The sequence below is a fragment of the Enterobacter sp. AN-K1 genome (assembly GCF_020971765.1).
Taxonomy (GTDB): Bacteria; Pseudomonadota; Gammaproteobacteria; order Enterobacterales; family Enterobacteriaceae; genus Enterobacter; species Enterobacter hormaechei_C.
In genome coordinates, this window is sequence record NZ_CP087390.1 from 1,574,626 (window position 1) to 1,592,210 (window position 17,585).

Consider the following 17,585-nt stretch of genomic DNA (forward strand, 5'->3'; position numbering starts at 1 on the left):
TTACGCTCCGGATAGTTTTCTGAAGAGAGAACGCACCCATTCGCGGTGCAGACTCAGCGAACGCCCCATCACCACCACAACCAGCAGCGCCCCTGACAGCGCGCTCGACACCTGGTTGGGGATGCCGACCATCTGTAAACCCTGTTGCAGGTACCCCACCAGCAGCGCCGCCAGCGCCGTACCGACAACCGAACCTGACCCGCCGTAGATATTTGCCCCGCCGAGTACGGCGGCGGTGAGTGCAGGCATCAGTAAATCACGCCCCAGATCCGAGCGCGCGGAACCGAAATAGGAAACCATCACCAGCGCGGCAACCGCCGAGGCCATCCCCACCAGGCCATACAGCGCGTACGGCATGCCGTTCACCGACAGCGCCGCATAGCGCGCCGCGCGCGGATTCTGGCCGATTAAAAACAGATGCCGACCAAAGCGCCCGCGGTGGGTAATCAGCCAGAAGAAAGCGGTAATCACCGCGAACAGCACCAGCGGGATCGGCAGGCCCACCACCGTGAGGTTAGCGAAGGTGGTAAAGCTGTCCGGGAAGCCGCCGATCCCCTCGTAGCCCGTCGCCCCCGCCATGCCGGAGAGCAGCAGCGCCCCGCCGCCGTAGAGGTAGAGCGTGCCGAGGGTAATGACCAACGGGCTGATGCCGGTGTAGTGGATCAGCGCCGCATTCACCAGCCCGCACAGCAGGCCGAGCAGCAGCGTCAGAGGGATGGCAACCGCCATCGGCCACCCTGCCTGCATCATCACCCCCAGCGCGATGGCGCACAGGCCGATGGTTGAGCCGAGGGAAATATCGATCCCGCCGCTGATAATCACAAGCGTAAGCGGCAGCGCCACGATGCCAATGCAGATAAAGTCGCTGGTGCTGAACAGCAGCATGTTGATATCAAGCATGCGCGGGTTGATGGCGCCGAAGAGCAGGATCTCCAGCACCAGTAAAATCAGCAGCGCGCTTTCCCAGTTAAGCCTCATTTACGCCACCTCTTTTTTGCGTTTCGGAAACGGGGTAACGTGCTTTCCCCCTTTGTTACCCGGCTGGAAACGGCTGTATTTCAGCGCCCGCTGATGCCGTGAGAGCGCCTGACGCAGCCGCCCGTCGAGCACCAGCACACCCAGCAGCACCAGCCCGGCGATAAAGTCGTTCCACCACGCCGGGAGCCTGAACAGCACCAGCACGGTATCGATTTGGGTGAGGAAGAACGCGCCGAGTAAGGCGCCGACCAGCGTGCCGGTGCCGCCCAGCAGCGAGATGCCACCGAGCACGCAGGCGGCGATGGCCTTCATCTCCAGCCCGCTGCCGGTCTGGTTCGGCACGAAGCCAATCTGTGAGGCAAACACAATCCCGGCGCAGGCCGCCAGCATGCCGTTGAGGGTAAAGGCGATCATGCGGGTGCGGTTCACCGCCACGCCCAGCTGGCGCGCGGCGGCGAGGTTATCCCCCACGGCGTAAAAATCACGTCCAAAGGCGGTGCGCGACAGCGTCCACGCGCCGATGGCCGCGATAATCAACACCAGTATGCCGAGCGGCGAAATGCCGACGGCGGCGGGCTCAGAGAGAGATTTCAGCCCCGGCGGCAGCCCTTCTATCCACTTCCCGCCGGTCCACAGCAGCATCGCCCCACGATACAGCCCCAGCGTGCCGAGGGTGGCGACAATCGCCGGAATGCGCAGGCCCACCACCAGAAAACCGTTGAACGCCCCCGCCAGCGCGCCGAGCGACAGCGCGAAGAGAATGGAAACGGGCAGGCTGTAGCCGCCGTTCAGCGCCACGCCGACGGCAATAGCGGAAAGCCCGACGGTGGAGCCGACGGAGACGTCAATATTGCGGGTCAGCATCACCAGCGCCGCGCCGATAGCCAGCAGGATCAAGATCTGCGAGCTGGCGAATATCATCCCCAGCGTCTGTAAGCTCAGGTAGGACGGGTTCAGCGCCACCAGCACGGCAAAGAGCGCCAGAATGGCGAGAAATGCGCTCAGCTCGCGGTTTTTCAGTAAGATCTTCATGATTGCCCTCCAAACGCCAGCGCCATCATCCGGTCGAGGCTGACGGCCTGGCGCGGCAGCTCGCCGCTGAGTACGCCCTGGTGCATTACCAGCACCCGATCCGCGAGGCCGGGAAACTCATCGAGATCGCTTGAGATCATCAGCACCGCCACGTTCTGCGCCGCCACGCTTTTCAGCAGCTGATAAATATCAGCGCGCGCCGATACGTCCACGCCGCGCGTCGGTTCATCGACGATCAGCAGCAGCGGGTTGGCCTCAAGACAGCGCGCCAGCAGCACCTTCTGCTGATTACCACCGGAGAGCGTGCGCACGGTTTGATCCGCATGGTTGAGCTTGATCCCCAGCGCCCGGTGATAGCGTTCCACTACCGCAGACTCCCGCTTTCGCTGCTGCCAGAGCGACGGCTCGTTCAGCGCCACGGTGTTCCAGCGGATCGGCGCGTCGAGAAACAGGCCGGACACCTGCCTGTCTTCCGGCAGATAGACCAGCCCTTTTTGCAGGCGTGAACTGACCGGATCGGCGGTGATCTCCTGGCTCTCCAGCCACACCCGCCCGCCGCGAACCGGACGCAGGCCGTAGAGCGTTTCGGCAAACTCGGTGCGCCCGGACCCCACCAGCCCGGCCAGACCAACGATCTCCCCGGCGTAAATCTCAAGGCTGAGATCGATAAAGCCCTCCCCGGTGAGCGCTTCCACGCGCAGCACGGGAAAATCCTGCGCCTGGGTGCGGCGGTTGCCCGGCAGCGCCAACCACAGCTTTTGCGTATCGCTCAGGGATGCTTCCCGGCTTACAGGCGTCATGGCGGCGATCAGGGCGTTATCGTCAAAATGCGCAGTTTCGCCGCTGAGCACCACCGCGCCGTCGCGCATCACTGAGACGTGACTCGCCAGCTGTCGAATCTCCGGCAGCTTATGCGAGATAAAAACAATCCCGACGCCAAGATCCTGCAAGGCGCGGATCTGGCGAAACAGCCGTTCGGTTTCACCGGGCGTCAGCGAGGCCGTGGGTTCATCAAGGATCAGAATTCTGGCGTTGCGCATCAGCCCGCGCAGGATCTCCACCATCTGCTGGTCCGCCACCTCGAGGGTGCTGGCGGTAGCGTCGAGGTTAAGCTGGCATTGCAGCTGCCGGAGTTTTTCCGCCAGGCGTTTTTCCCGATCGCGCTCTCGCGGCAGACGAAACAGGATGTTTTCCCGCACCGTCAGGTTGGGAAATAGCAGCGGCTCCTGCGGCACCAGATAAATGCCTAACCTGTGCGCCTGCGCCGGGGTAAGCCGTGCAAAAGACTCACCCGCCACCGAAAGTTCACCGCTATCCGGGGTTTCTACCCCGGCGATGATCTTCATCAGCGTCGATTTTCCCGCGCCGTTACCGCCCATCAGCGCATGCACCTGCCCCGCAAGCAGCGTGAAATCAATGCCTTTTAAGACCGGTACGCCTGAAAACTGCTTGCTGATATCACGCGCGTCGAGAAGTGGTGTCATCATCGCTCCGCTATTGAACAAATGATTTTTAGATTTAATAATGTTCAAAAGCGTAGACGGTGAACTATATTTACAACCGTGCAGGGATCACAGTTTTATCGATTGAGATTCAGATAAAGCGGAAACGATCGAAAAGATCCGTTTTGTCGCGTGGCTCACATTTTCACGTCGCACCATCACGAACATATGATCTAAATTTTTATAAGAGTTCAATTATGAGCGATAAACGCACTGCGGAAGAAGGACGGTTTGCCGGGCTGGCACTGGCGGAAGAGGAGCTGGTGGCGCGCGTGGCCTGGTGCTACTACCACGACGGGCTGACCCAGAACGACATCGGCGAACGGCTCGGGCTGCCGCGCCTGAAGATCTCCCGCCTGCTGGAGAAAGGCCGTCAGTCCGGGGTGATCCGCGTGCAGATCAACTCCCGCTACGAGGGCTGCCTGGCGCTGGAAACCGAGCTGCAACAACGATTTGGCCTGAAGCTGGTGCGCGTGATGCCCGCCCTGAATACGCCGCCGATGAACGTGCGGCTGGGCATTGGCGCGGCACAGTCGCTGATGGGCGTACTGCAACCCGGCCAGCTGTTAGCGGTGGGCTTCGGTGAAACCACCATGAGCAGTCTGCAACACTTAAGCGGCTTTATCAGCTCGCAGCAGATCCGCCTGGTGACGCTCTCCGGCGGCGTCGGGCCGTATATGACCGGTATCGGCCAGCTGGATGCAGCCTGTAGCGTCAGCATGATCCCCGCCCCGCTTCGCGTGTCATCCGCTGAAGTCGCCGGGATCTTAAAGCGCGAAACCAGCGTGCGGGACGTGATCCTCGCCGCCACCGCGGCTGACGTGGCGGTGGTCGGGATTGGCTCGGTAAACCAGCGCCGTGACGCGACGATACTGCGCTCCGGCTATATCAGCGAAGGTGAACAGCTGATGTACGCCCGTAAAGGCGCGGTGGGCGATATCCTTGGCTATTTCCTCAATGCCGAAGGGGAATGCGTTGAGGAGCTGGAGATCCACAAAGAATTACTGGGCGTCACGCTCGATGAACTGGCGCAGCTGCCCACCATCGTAGGCGTGGCCGGAGGGGAAGAGAAAGCCGATGCGATTTATGCCGCACTGAAAGGTCGCCGTATTAATGGCCTGGTGACGGAAGAGACGACAGCCCGCGCGGTGCTGGCTCTGGCCGGATAAGAGCAGCCCTGCGCCTGACACGAGGCAAGCTCATGAGTTACCTTTTAGCGTTAGATGCAGGGACAGGCAGCGTTCGCGCCGTGATTTTTGATTTACAGGGCAACCAGATTGCCGTTGGCCAGGCCGAGTGGAAGCACCTGAGCGTGGAGAACGTGCCGGGCTCGATGGAGTTCGACCTCGACACCAACTGGCGGCTGGCCTGCCGGTGTATTCATCAGGCGCTGGAGCGCGCACGCCTGAGCGCGGCGGATATTCAGTCCGTCGCCTGCTGCTCGATGCGCGAAGGGATTGTGCTGTACGACCGCAACGGCGAGGCTATCTGGGCCTGCGCCAACGTCGACGCCCGCGCCAGCCGCGAGGTGGCTGAACTCAAAGAGATCCACGACTACCGGTTTGAATCCGAAGTGTATGATGTTTCCGGCCAGACGCTTGCCCTCAGCGCCATGCCGCGCCTGCTGTGGCTGGCGCACCATCGTCCGGATATTTATCGTAAAGCCGCCACCATCACCATGATCAGCGACTGGCTGGCGGCGAAGCTCTCCGGTGAGCTGGCGGTCGATCCGTCCAATGCGGGCACCACCGGCATGCTGGATCTCTTCTCCCGCGACTGGCGTCCGGCGCTGCTCGACATGGCCGGGCTGCGCGCCGATATTCTCTCTCCGGTGAAAGAGACCGGCACCGTGCTGGGCGCTGTCACCAAAGAGGCCGCGCAGCAGAGCGGCCTGCGCGAAGGCACACCGGTGGTGATGGGCGGCGGCGACGTGCAGCTGGGCTGTCTGGGGCTGGGCGTGGTGCGCGCCGGACAAACGGCGGTTCTCGGCGGCACCTTCTGGCAGCAGGTGGTGAATCTGCCGCAGGTGCGCACCGACCCTGAGATGAACATCCGCGTAAACCCGCACGTCATCCCCGGCATGGCGCAGGCGGAGTCGATCAGCTTCTTTACCGGGCTAACCATGCGCTGGTTCCGCGACGCCTTCTGCGCCGAAGAGAAGCTGATTGCCGAACGAATGGGAATGGACACCTACTCCCTGCTCGAAGAGATGGCGAGCCGCGTCCCGGCGGGCTCCCACGGCGTGATGCCGATCTTCTCCGACGCGATGCATTTTAAGCAGTGGTATCACGCAGCGCCGTCGTTTATTAACCTCTCCATCGACCCGGAAAAGTGCAACAAAGCGACGCTGTTCCGCGCGCTGGAAGAGAACGCGGCCATCGTCTCGGCCTGCAACCTGGCGCAGATTTCGCGCTTCTCCAGCGTGACGTTTGAGAGCCTGGTGTTTGCGGGTGGCGGGGCCAAAGGCGCCCTATGGAGCCAGATTTTAAGCGACGTTACCGGGCTGCCGGTGCGCGTGCCGGAAGTGAAGGAAGCAACGGCGCTGGGTTGCGCGATTGCGGCAGGTGCTGGCGCGGGGTTGTTTGCGGATATGGCCTCGACGGGCGAGCGGCTGGTGAAGTGGAGCCGCGAGTTCACGCCGAACCCGCAGCACCGCGAGCTGTACGACGGCATGATGCAGAAATGGCAGGCGGTGTATGCCGACCAGCTTGGGCTGGTGGACAGCGGGCTGACGACGTCGATGTGGCAGGCGCCGGGGCTGGTGCGGGCAGCGGCGCCGTAAAATACGCCGGATGGCGCTGCGCTTATCCGGCCTACGGTTTGTAGCCCCGGTAAGCGCAGCGCCACCGGGGGAGTTCTTTGAGATCTATCACAATCATTCGATCCCGCTTTTACCTTTCCGCTGCCGCTGGCTAAATTAGTAACTCATCCGACCACATAACAATAATTTTACACTGGAAGAGACTATGAGCCGCTACCCGTCGTTATTCGCCCCGCTCGATCTGGGGTTTACCACCCTTAAAAACCGCGTGTTAATGGGCTCGATGCACACCGGGCTGGAGGAGCGTCCGGACGGGGCTGAACGTCTGGCAGCCTTCTATGCCGAGCGCGCGCGCCACGGGGTGGCGCTGATTGTCACCGGCGGCGTAGCCCCTGCCCCTTCCGGCGTGACGATGGAGGGCGGCGCAGTGTTGAACGATGCGTCACAGCTGCCGCATCACCGCATTGTGACCGACGCGGTCCACCGCGAGGGCGGCAAAATCGCCCTGCAAATTCTGCATACCGGGCGCTACAGCTATCAACCGAACCTGGTTGCCCCCTCGGCTATTCAGGCGCCGATTAACCGCTTTGCTCCCCATGCCCTCAGCCACGACGAGATCCTGGCGCTGATAGACGATTTTGCCCGCTGCGCCGCGCTGGCGCGGGAAGCGGGCTACGACGGGGTGGAGGTGATGGGCTCGGAAGGCTACCTGATCAACGAATTCCTCGCCGCACGCACCAACCAGCGCGACGACGAATGGGGTGGCGACTATGGCCGCCGGATGCGTTTTGCCGTGGAGGTGGTGCGTGCGGTGCGTGAACGTGCGGGTACGGATTTTATTATCATCTTCCGCCTGTCGATGCTCGACCTGGTGGAGGGCGGCGGCGCGTTCGACGAAACCGTGCAGCTGGCGCAGGCGATTGAAGCCGCTGGCGCCACCATCATCAACACCGGGATTGGCTGGCACGAAGCGCGCATCCCGACCATCGCTACGCCGGTGCCACGCGCGGCGTTCAGCTGGGTAACGCGCAAGCTGAAAGGTATAGTCTCCGTTCCACTGGTCACCACCAACCGCATTAACGATCCGCAGGTGGCGGAGGATGTGATCTCACGCGGCGATGCCGATATGGTATCGATGGCGCGCCCGTTCCTCGCGGATGCCGAACTGCTCTCCAAAGCGCAAAGCGGCCGTGCGGACGAGATTAATACCTGCATTGGCTGCAACCAGGCGTGTCTGGATCAGATCTTCGTCGGCAAGGTCACCTCCTGCCTCGTTAACCCCCGCGCCTGCCATGAAACCAAAATGCCGATCGTTCCTGCGGTCAACAAGAAGCGTCTGGCCGTGGTGGGTGCAGGGCCGGCGGGCCTGGCGTTTGCAGTCAATGCCGCCTCGCGCGGGCACAGCGTGACGCTGTTTGATGCGCTGGCGGAAATCGGCGGGCAGTTTACTATCGCCAGACAGATCCCCGGCAAAGAGGAGTTCTACGAAACGCTGCGCTATTACCGCCGGATGATCGAGGTGACGGGCGTCGATCTGCGGCTTAAACAGTTTGTCAGCGCGGCGGATCTGATCGGTTTCGACGAGGTGATCCTCGCGAGTGGGATCGCCCCGCGCACGCCTGCGATCGAAGGCATCGATCATCCGAAGGTATTGAGCTATCTGGATGTATTAAGGGACAAAGCGCCGGTTGGCGAGAAGGTGGCGATCATCGGCTGCGGCGGGATCGGTTTTGATACCGCGATGTATTTAAGCCAGCCGGGCGAAGCCACCAGCCAGAACATCGCTGAGTTCTGCGTGGAATGGGGCATTGATACCAGCCTCAGTCAGTCCGGTGGTTTACGCCCGGAAGGTCCGCAGCTGCCGAAAAGCCCGCGTCAGATCGTGATGCTCCAGCGTAAAGCCAGCAAGCCGGGTGAAGGTCTGGGAAAAACCACGGGCTGGATCCACCGCGCCACCCTGCTCTCGCGCGGGGTGAAGATGATCCCGGGGGTGAGCTACCAGAAGATTGACGACGACGGGCTGCACGTGCTGATCGGCGGCGAACCGCAACTGCTGCGCGTGGATCATGTGATTTTGTGCGCCGGGCAGGAGCCGAAGCGGGATCTGGCGGATCCGCTGCGTGAGGCGGGGAAAACGGTGCATTTGATCGGCGGGTGCGATGTGGCGATGGAGCTGGATGCGCGGCGGGCAATTGCGCAGGGGACAAAACTGGCGCTGAGTATTTAACGGCATCGCCCGGTGGCGCTTCGCTTACCGGGCCTACGAGTCCGAGGCCATTGTAGGCCCGGTAAGCGAAGCGCCACCGGGCATCAGACCGCACACTACGTAGGCCTGTGCAAGCGAAGCGCCGCCAGGCAAAGCGATCTTACCGACGACGCCCCAGCTTCACCGATTTCAGCACCACGAATTTGTTATTGGTGGCAATGGTGACGCAGTTGCCGAAAATCTTCTTCAGCTTGTGGAAGTAGTCCAGGTGGCGGTTCGCCACGATATACAGCTCGCCGTTGATTTTCAGGCAGCGGCGCGCGTGGTGGAACATCTCCCACGCGACGTTATCCGTCAGGGCGTGCTTCTGGTGGAATGGCGGGTTACAGAATACCGCGTTGAAGCGGAAAGGCTCTACGCCCGACAGCGCGTTATTGATCATAAACTCGCAGCGATCCAGTGCCTCCGGCAGGTTGGTTTCCACGTTCAGACGGCTGGACGCCACCGCCATTGGCGATTCGTCGCTGAACACCACGCTGGCCTCCGGGTTCTTCGCCAGCAGCGTCAGGCCAATCACGCCATTACCGCAGCCGAGATCAACGATTTCCCCTTCCAGGTTTTCCGGCAGATGTTCCATAAAGAAGCGTGCGCCGATATCCAGACCGGTACGGGAGAAAACGTTCGCGTGGTTGTGGATGGTCCAGTCGGTGCCTTCCAGCTTCCAGCTCAGCGTCTCCGGCGCGTCGGCCAGCGCCGGTGCGCTGAAGGTACAGTTGATCAGGCGCGCTTTTTTCCAGGCAAGCGTCGTGGTGGTCGGGCCGAGCACTTTCTCGAACAATTCCAGCGTCGAGGTGTGAATATCGCGCGCTTTGGCACCCGCGATAATACGCGTATCCGGCATCACGACCTTACGCAGCGCGCGAAGCTGCTGCTCCAGCAGCGCCATGGTTTTGGGCACTTTAATCAGCACCACGCCCGGCGCCTGCGGGTAGTCCGCGGTGCTGTCGAGGAACTTCACGCTGGATTCTTCGATATCGTTGTGACGCAGGTTTTCACGCGTCGCCAGCTCGCTTAAGTAAGAATCGCCGATACTGTAAGGCGCATGTTCCGCCAGCGCGCAGGCCAGCGCGCCAAACGCGTCATTCAGGATCAGAACCGGGCCGCTGATTTCAGTCCCATCCAACTGTTGCAGCAGATATTCATCCGCCGCTTCCCACGCCTGAAGCGGGTTAACGTCGTCCGTTTCCGGGAAACGTTTAAGGTTGAGTGAACGGAAACCGTTGTCTAAGTGGCTCATCGGCCCTCCTGAATGGTAAAATTTGGCGTATCCCTGAAAAGGGTGCGTGAGTATACCCGTTTTCACACTATTTTGGGGTTTTGATGAACCAGCTGACTTATCTCCAGGGCTATCCGGAGCATTTACTTTCCCAGGTTCGTGACCTGATTGCCGCGGGAAAGCTCGGTGCGGTGCTGGAAAAACGCTACCCGGGCACGCATGATTTCGCGACTGACAAAGCCCTCTGGCAGTATACGCAGGATCTGAAAAACCAGTATCTTAAGAGCGCTCCGCCGATCAACAAGGTGATGTACGACAATAAGATCCACGTGCTGAAAAACGCGCTCGGCCTGCATACCGCCATCTCCCGCGTACAGGGCGGCAAGCTGAAGGCCAAAGCGGAGATCCGCGTCGCGACCGCCTTTCGCAATGCGCCGGAAGCCTTTCTGCGGATGATCGTGGTGCACGAGCTGGCGCACCTGAAAGAGAAAGAGCACGACAAAGCGTTCTACTCACTGTGCTGCCATATGGAGCCGCAGTACCACCAGCTGGAGTTTGATACCCGTTTGTGGCTGACGCATTTATCGTTAAAGAGTAATGCGCAGTAGCGCACGCGAAATGTCATGATGACGTGCTACAGTGGCTTTAGGTTCCCTGCTACGGAGTACGTAAACGTTTATGATACGTTTCGCAGTCATCGGTACGAACTGGATCACGCGCCAGTTCGTCGACGCCGCCCACGAAACCGGCAAATATAAGCTCACCGCAGTCTATTCCCGCAGCCTTGAGCAGGCGCAGAGTTTTGCGAATGACTACCTGGTTGAACATCTGTTCACCTCGCTCGATGAGATGGCGCAAAGCGACGCCATTGACGCGGTCTATATCGCCAGCCCGAATTCTCTGCACTTCCCGCAAACGAAGCTGTTCCTCAGCCACAAAAAGCATGTGATCTGCGAGAAGCCGCTCGCCTCGAATATTGAGGAAGTGGAAGCCGCCATTGCGCTTGCCCGCGAAAACCAGGTGGTGCTGTTTGAAGCGTTCAAAACCGCCAGCCTGCCGAACTTCCTGCTGTTGCAGCAATCGCTGCCGAAAATTGGCAAAGTGCGTAAAGCCTTTATCAACTACTGCCAGTATTCCTCGCGCTACCAGCGCTACCTGGACGGCGAAAACCCGAACACCTTTAACCCGGCCTTCTCGAATGGCTCGATTATGGATATCGGTTTTTACTGCCTGGCCTCTGCGGTCGCCCTGTGGGGTGAACCGCACGGCGTAACCGCCACCGCCAGCCTGCTGGAAAGCGGCGTGGATGCACACGGCGTTGTGGTGCTGGACTACGGTGATTTTAGCGTGACGTTGCAGCACTCGAAGGTCAGTGACTCCGTACTGCCAAGCGAAATTCAGGGCGAAGACGGCTCGCTGGTGATCGAAAAAATCTCCGAATGCCAGAAGCTAAGCATCGTTCCCCGCGGCGGCAAAGCGCAGGAGCTGACGCAGCCTCAGCATATTAACACTATGCTCTATGAGGCAGAGGTCTTCGCCCGTCTGGTAGAAGACAACGAAGTGAACCACCCGGGGCTGGCGATCAGCCGCACCACGGCGAAGCTGCAAACGGAGATCCGCCGACAGACTGGCGTGATCTTCCCCGCAGACGGCGTGAATGTGGAAGCCGTCGCGTAAAACTGTGTAATGAAATCGTGCAGACCATTGACGAAACCGATGGTCTGACATAATTTGTTACCTGCAAAGGGGAGTAACTTCTTCGCCGGTGGATCGTCATTACGATGCGTGCAAAACCGCATCCGGTCGCCGGGCAACCTTCGTGGTTGTAAGTGAGACCTTGCCGGAAGGCGAGGTCTATGCATAAAAAGCTAACGGCTATCGTCTTCTGACCATGGCCGTTTTTGTTTTTTATGTGTAAGGAAAATAGTATGCATTCTGTCGGCACTCCAATGCTGTGGGGCGGATTCGCGGTTGTCGTGCTCATCATGCTGGCAATCGACCTCTTTTTGCAGGGTCGTCGCGGCGAGCACGGCATGAGCGTCAAGCAAGCCGCCGTCTGGTCGCTGGTATGGGTTACTCTCTCACTCCTCTTCTGCGCCGCCTTCTGGTGGTATCTGGCCTCAACCGAAGGCCGCGCGGTGGCCGATCCTCAGGCACTCGCCTTCCTCACCGGCTATCTGATTGAAAAAGCGCTGGCGGTTGATAACGTCTTCGTCTGGCTGATGCTGTTCAGCTACTTCGCCGTGCCTGCGGCTCTGCAACGTCGCGTGCTGGTGTACGGCGTGCTGGGCGCTATTGTCCTGCGTACCATCATGATCTTCGCCGGTAGCTGGCTGATTACCCAGTTCGAATGGCTGCTGTATGTATTTGGCGCGTTCCTGCTGTTCACCGGGGTAAAAATGGCGCTGGCGAAAGAAGACGATACCGGGATCGGTGATAAGCCGCTGGTGAAGTGGATCCGGGGTCATCTGCGCATGACGGACAAGATCGAGAGCGAGCATTTCTTCGTGCGTAAGAACGGCCTGCTGTTCGCCACCCCGCTGCTGCTGGTGCTGATTCTGGTCGAACTGAGCGACGTGATTTTCGCGGTGGACAGTATCCCGGCTATCTTCGCGGTCACTACCGACCCGTTCATCGTGCTGACCTCAAACCTGTTCGCCATCCTCGGCCTGCGTGCGATGTACTTCCTGCTGGCGGGTGCGGCAGAGCGCTTCTCAATGCTGAAGTACGGTCTGTCGGTGATTCTGGTGTTTATCGGTATCAAGATGCTGATCGTCGATTTCTACCATATTCCGATCGCCATTTCGCTCGGCGTGGTGTTTGGCATTCTGCTGGTGACGCTGATTATCAATACCTGGGTTAACCGCCAGCACGATAAGAAGCAGCAGGCTTAGTGCGTTTTGCCCGGTGGCGCTACGCTTACCGGGCCTACAACGTCACCCCGTAGGCCGGGTAAGCGCAGCGCCACCCGGCACTTTCGTTAACCAATAGTTAAAAAACATGACGCAACACGTAAAATCCAGCATTTTACGCTTCCGCCTTTCGCTGCTTTCCCTGATACTCAACCAGGCAAACAAATACTTACATCCGGACACAAATGTGACTTAGAGCACATCCAGGATGGAACGCAATTTCACTCAGGAATAACGTATGAGCACACAATCACGCGGTCTGTTCGCGCGCCTGGCGCAGGGCAGTCTTGTAAAACAAATTCTGGTCGGGTTGGTACTGGGTATTCTGCTGGCGATGGTGTCAAAACCTGCCGCGGAAGCGACGGGGCTGCTCGGCACCCTTTTCGTTGGCGCACTGAAGGCCGTCGCCCCGGTACTGGTGCTGATGCTGGTGATGGCGTCGATTGCCAACCACCAGCACGGACAAAAAACCAACATTCGCCCTATTCTGTTCCTGTATCTGCTGGGAACCTTCTCTGCTGCCTTAACGGCCGTGGTGTTTAGCTTCCTGTTCCCGTCCACGCTGCACCTGACCAGCGCGGCCGGTGATATCACCCCGCCGTCCGGGATTGTGGAAGTGCTTCGCGGTCTGCTGATGAGCATGGTCTCTAACCCCATCACCGCGCTGATGAACGCGAACTACATCGGCATCCTGGTCTGGGCGATCGGTCTGGGCTTCGCGCTGCGTCATGGTAACGAGACCACGAAAAACCTGGTGAACGATATGTCCAACGCTGTCACCTTTATGGTGAAGCTGGTGATTCGCTTTGCGCCAGTCGGGATCTTTGGTCTGGTCTCCTCCACGCTGGCAACCACCGGTTTCGATGCACTGTGGGGCTACGCGCAGCTGCTGGTCGTCCTGGTCGGCTGTATGCTGCTGGTGGCGCTGGTGATCAACCCGCTGCTGGTGTTCTGGCAGATCCGCCGCAACCCGTATCCGCTGGTGCTGACCTGCCTGCGTGAAAGCGGCGTGTATGCCTTCTTCACCCGCAGCTCGGCGGCAAACATTCCGGTCAACATGGCGCTGGCGGAGAAGCTGAATCTGGATCGCGATACCTATTCGGTGTCGATTCCTCTGGGTGCAACCGTGAACATGGCAGGTGCGGCGATCACCATCACCGTGCTGACGCTGGCGGCGGTGCATACGCTGGGCATTCCGGTGGATCTGCCAACCGCGCTGCTGCTGAGCGTCGTTGCATCACTGTGTGCCTGTGGCGCCTCCGGCGTGGCGGGCGGCTCGCTGCTGCTGATCCCGCTGGCCTGTAACATGTTCGGTATTCCGAACGAGATTGCCATGCAGGTTGTCGCGGTCGGCTTCATTATCGGCGTATTGCAGGATTCCTGCGAAACCGCGCTGAACTCCTCTACCGACGTGCTGTTTACCGCAGCGGCCTGTCAGGCGGAAGACGCGCGTTTAGCGAAGAACGCCCTGCGCAGTTAAAAAGAAAAGCCCGGTGGCGGCTACGCCTTACCTGGCCTACAGGGTTCAGTAGGTCGGGTAAGCGCTAGCGCCACCCGACAAAGCACTTATAGCGTCACACCACTCTTAAAGATCGCCAGCTCGCGGAAGTCGTTCTTCTCGTTGCAGGTCTGCCTGCCGCTGGCAAATTCCACAATCGTGTCCACGAATTCGCTCAGCAGCTGCGGCATCGCTTTGCCGTGGATCAGCTGGCCGGCATCAAAGTCGATCCAGTGTTTTTTCTTCGCCGCCAGCTCGCTGTTAGTGGCGATTTTCACCGTTGGCACAAATCCGCCGTACGGCGTGCCGCGCCCGGTACTGAACAGCACCATGTGACAGCCCGCTCCCGCCAGCGCACTGGTGGCGACCGCATCGTTGCCCGGTGCGCTCAGCAGGTTCAGACCGTGCGTTTTCAGCCGTTCACCGTAGCGCAGCACGTCCACTACCTGGCTGGCGCCCGCTTTCTGGGTGCAGCCCAGGGATTTCTCTTCCAGCGTGGTGATCCCGCCCGCCTTGTTACCCGGCGACGGGTTCTCATAAATCGGCTGGTTATGGGCGATGAAGTACTGTTTGAAATCGTTGACCATGGTGACGGTCTTCTCAAAGGTCTCTTCGTCGCGGCAGTGGCTCATCAGAATGCGCTCTGCGCCGAACATCTCCGGCACTTCGGTCAGCACCGTGGTGCCGCCGTTGGCGATGACGTAATCTGAGAAGCGGCCCAGCATCGGGTTAGCGGTAATGCCGGAAAGCCCGTCAGATCCGCCGCACTCCAGGCCAAACTTCAGTTCGCTCAGCTTGCCCGGCTCGCGCTTGTCGTGACGCATCACCTCATACAGCTGGTGCAGCTGTTCAACGCCCGCTTCCACTTCGTCGTCCTGGTGCTGACACACCATAAAGTGCACGCGCTCAGGATCGAACTCGCCCAGCGTGTCGCGGAAGGCGTCGACCTGATTGTTTTCACAGCCGAGGCCAATCACCAGCACCGCCCCCGCGTTCGGGTGACGCACCATATTTTGCAGCATGGTGCGGGTATTGATGTGGTCGTCGCCCAGCTGGGAACAACCGTAGGTATGGCTGAACAGATGCACGCCGTCGGTGCCTTCAGCATTGTTGGTCTCTTTCAGGAAACGCGTCTGAATTTGACGCGCGATCCCGTTCACGCAGCCGACGGTCGGGAGGATCCACAGTTCATTGCGGATCCCCACCTCCCCGCTGGCGCGGCGGTAGATCTGCACCTCACGATCGGCCGCCTGTCCTTCTTCTGCCTGGAAGTCAGGTTGATAGCTGTACTCGTCCAGATCGCTGAGATTGGTGCGGGTATTGTGGGAATGAATGTATTCACCCGGCGCAATATCCGCCAGCGCATGACCGATGGGCAAACCGTACTTCACCACGTTCTCCCCTTTCGCGATGGGGATCAGGGCAAACTTATGTCCACGTCCAATGGCCTGGCGTAACGTCACCGACTGGTTGTCGAAGGTCACTTCCGTCCCTTCGGCTAAATCGGCCAGCGCGACGGCAACGTTATCCAGCGAATGGATTTTGATGTATTGCATATCAACCTCAAACGGCCTTAGTTCAGTTCAATGGCGAAGTAGTCACGCGCATTGTTAAAGCAGATGTTTCTCACCATTTCGCCCAGCAGCTGGATATCCGCTGGCGCTTCGCCCGCGTGCACCCAGCGGCCAATCATCTGGCACAGAATGCGGCGGAAATATTCATGGCGGGTATAGGAGAGGAAACTGCGGCTGTCGGTCAGCATGCCAACGAAGCGGCTCAGCAGGCCGAGCTGCGCCAGCTGCGTCATCTGACGCTCCATGCCGTCTTTCTGATCGTTAAACCACCAGCCGGAACCGAACTGCATCTTGCCCGGCATCCCTTCGCCCTGGAAGTTGCCGATCATAGTGCCCAGCACTTCGTTATCGCGCGGGTTCAGGCAGTACAGAATGGTTTTTGGCAGCAGGTTTTGCTCGTTCTGTTTGCTCAGCAGTTTTGACAACTCTTCCGCCATCGGACGGTCGTTGATGGAGTCAAAGCCTACGTCCGCGCCCAGCAGTTTGAACTGACGCTGGTTGTTATTACGCAGCGCGCCGATGTGATACTGCTGAACCCAGCCGCGGCGGGCATATTCCGCACCGAGGAACACCAGCACCGCGGTTTTAAACTGCGCCACTTCGTGCTCGCTCAGGGCTTCGCCGGAGAGACGACGCGCCAGAATACTGTCCAGCTCAGCTTCACTGGATTCCGCGAACAGCACTACGTCCAGCGCGTGGTCAGACACTTTACAGCCGTGTGCGGCAAAGTGATCCAGACGTTTGGTCAGCGCGGTTTGCAGATCGCCAAAGCGACGAATGTCGGTATCCGAAACTTCCGCCAGCTTCGCCATGTAGTCGTTAAAGGTCGGCAGCTCGATGTTGAAGGCTTTATCCGGGCGCCAGCTTGGCAGCACTTTGATGTCAAACGTGCTGTCCTTCGCGACAACCGCGTGATGTTCCAGAGAGTCGACCGGATCGTCGGTGGTGCCCACCATCTTCACGTTCATCTGCTGCATGATGCCGCGCGCCGAGAAGCTATCCTGCGCCAGCAGTTCGTTGCACTGATCCCAGATTTCATCCGCCGTGGCGGGAGAGAGCAGCTTGCCGGTGATACCAAACGGACGACGCAGTTCGAGGTGCGTCCAGTGGTATAACGGGTTACCGATGGTGTGAGGAACGGTAGCGGCCCAGGCGTCAAACTTCTCGCGATCGGTCGCGTCGCCGGTACACAGGCGCTCGGCCACGCCGTTGGTGCGCATTGCGCGCCACTTATAGTGGTCACCCTTCAGCCAGATATCATACAGGTTTTTGAAACGGTAATTTTCGGCAACCTGCTGCGGCGGTAAATGGCAGTGGTAGTCGAAAATCGGCTGGTCTTTTGCGTAGTCGTGGTACAGGCGGCGAGCAAATTCGGTATCTAGCAGAAAATCGTCGGTCATAAACGGTGTCATTATCGTCTTCCTCATTACGGGAGCGTCAGAAAGCTTATGTTCAGATGCTGCAAAGTTATCACACCAATTTCCAGAGTCCGACGTTTTTTTCGTGAGTTAGATCAATAAACGTCGACAAATAAATTACCCTCAAAGGGGTAAACCCTCTCGCAGACCGCGCCAGCTCTGGCTTTGCGCACGCCGCATAATGTCCCTACAAAGATTCACACTTTTGTGATGTCACTCACCTTTTAAAGTTGTATGACAAGTTATCTTTTCGCCGTCGCAAACTATAAGCCGACGGAATGCATTACCGGTGTTTGATACATCGGATTTAACGGTACGGAAGCCGACTTAGCACGATTACTTATGGCAAGGTTCGGGCCGTTCCGGGACAGGTTCCCGGTTACGCCCCTCCCGTTACAGAACAGCTCCCGGCAACGGTTGAGTTGTTG

Annotated in this window: 13 protein-coding genes; 7 read left to right on the top strand and 6 right to left on the bottom strand. The window is 59.4% G+C overall.

Annotated elements, in window-relative coordinates:
• From lsrD to lsrA, 3 genes are read right to left on the bottom strand one after another with little or no spacing between them, the layout of a single operon-like run.
• Positions 1-978 carry an autoinducer 2 ABC transporter permease LsrD gene (lsrD, locus tag LOC22_RS07565; protein ID WP_063946013.1) on the bottom strand — a complete coding sequence of 326 codons (978 nt, stop codon included), beginning with the start codon at positions 976-978 and terminating at the stop codon, positions 1-3.
• Positions 979-2,010: an autoinducer 2 ABC transporter permease LsrC gene (gene lsrC, locus LOC22_RS07570; RefSeq protein WP_032655182.1), complete on the bottom strand. Its 1,032-nt coding sequence runs from the start codon at positions 2,008-2,010 to the stop codon at positions 979-981.
• Positions 2,007-3,494, bottom strand: coding sequence for an autoinducer 2 ABC transporter ATP-binding protein LsrA (lsrA, locus tag LOC22_RS07575; protein WP_032655185.1), 1,488 nt, complete (start codon positions 3,492-3,494; stop codon positions 2,007-2,009). Before lsrA ends, lsrC begins: the two co-directional genes overlap by 4 nt.
• A gap of 215 nt (positions 3,495-3,709) precedes the next feature.
• Between lsrA and lsrR the strand changes: the two genes are divergently transcribed.
• From lsrR to LOC22_RS07590, 3 genes are all read left to right on the top strand, one after another.
• The gene (lsrR, locus tag LOC22_RS07580) at positions 3,710-4,681 is read left to right on the top strand and encodes a transcriptional regulator LsrR (protein ID WP_015571933.1); all 972 of its coding nucleotides are present in this window, start codon (positions 3,710-3,712) and stop codon (positions 4,679-4,681) included.
• 32 nt (positions 4,682-4,713) lie between these two features.
• Positions 4,714-6,294, top strand: a complete 1,581-nt coding sequence (gene lsrK / locus LOC22_RS07585) for an autoinducer-2 kinase (RefSeq protein ID WP_047741495.1) — start codon at positions 4,714-4,716, stop codon at positions 6,292-6,294.
• A gap of 184 nt (positions 6,295-6,478) precedes the next feature.
• On the top strand, positions 6,479-8,500 hold the full coding sequence (locus LOC22_RS07590; RefSeq protein WP_230239471.1) for an NADPH-dependent 2,4-dienoyl-CoA reductase: 2,022 nt from the start codon (positions 6,479-6,481) through the stop codon (positions 8,498-8,500).
• A 139-nt stretch (positions 8,501-8,639) separates the two neighbouring features.
• Here LOC22_RS07590 and rlmG read toward each other — a convergent pair whose 3' ends face one another.
• Entirely contained in the window at positions 8,640-9,776 is a 1,137-nt protein-coding gene (rlmG, locus tag LOC22_RS07595; RefSeq protein WP_047719106.1) for a 23S rRNA (guanine(1835)-N(2))-methyltransferase RlmG, read from the bottom strand.
• 83 nt (positions 9,777-9,859) lie between these two features.
• Between rlmG and LOC22_RS07600 the strand changes: the two genes are divergently transcribed.
• The 4 genes from LOC22_RS07600 (at position 9,860) to sstT (ending at position 14,147) form a co-directional block, all read left to right on the top strand.
• A complete protein-coding gene (locus LOC22_RS07600) occupies positions 9,860-10,363 on the top strand; it encodes a YgjP-like metallopeptidase domain-containing protein (protein WP_017694291.1) in 504 nt (167 codons plus the stop codon).
• A gap of 70 nt (positions 10,364-10,433) precedes the next feature.
• Positions 10,434-11,432: a Gfo/Idh/MocA family protein gene (locus LOC22_RS07605; RefSeq protein ID WP_003862623.1), complete on the top strand. Its 999-nt coding sequence runs from the start codon at positions 10,434-10,436 to the stop codon at positions 11,430-11,432.
• 251 nt (positions 11,433-11,683) lie between these two features.
• Positions 11,684-12,649: a TerC family protein gene (locus tag LOC22_RS07610; RefSeq protein WP_017382424.1), complete on the top strand. Its 966-nt coding sequence runs from the start codon at positions 11,684-11,686 to the stop codon at positions 12,647-12,649.
• A gap of 256 nt (positions 12,650-12,905) precedes the next feature.
• Positions 12,906-14,147, top strand: a complete 1,242-nt coding sequence (gene sstT / locus LOC22_RS07615; protein WP_230239472.1) for a serine/threonine transporter SstT — start codon at positions 12,906-12,908, stop codon at positions 14,145-14,147.
• Positions 14,148-14,233: 86 nt separating this feature from the next.
• On the opposite strand, the gene LOC22_RS07620 is transcribed toward sstT, so the two are convergent.
• Positions 14,234-15,721, bottom strand: coding sequence for a UxaA family hydrolase (locus LOC22_RS07620; protein ID WP_015571940.1), 1,488 nt, complete (start codon positions 15,719-15,721; stop codon positions 14,234-14,236).
• A gap of 17 nt (positions 15,722-15,738) precedes the next feature.
• Positions 15,739-17,151, bottom strand: coding sequence for a glucuronate isomerase (uxaC, locus tag LOC22_RS07625; RefSeq protein ID WP_017382427.1), 1,413 nt, complete (start codon positions 17,149-17,151; stop codon positions 15,739-15,741).
• Positions 17,152-17,585: the final 434 nt, after the last annotated feature.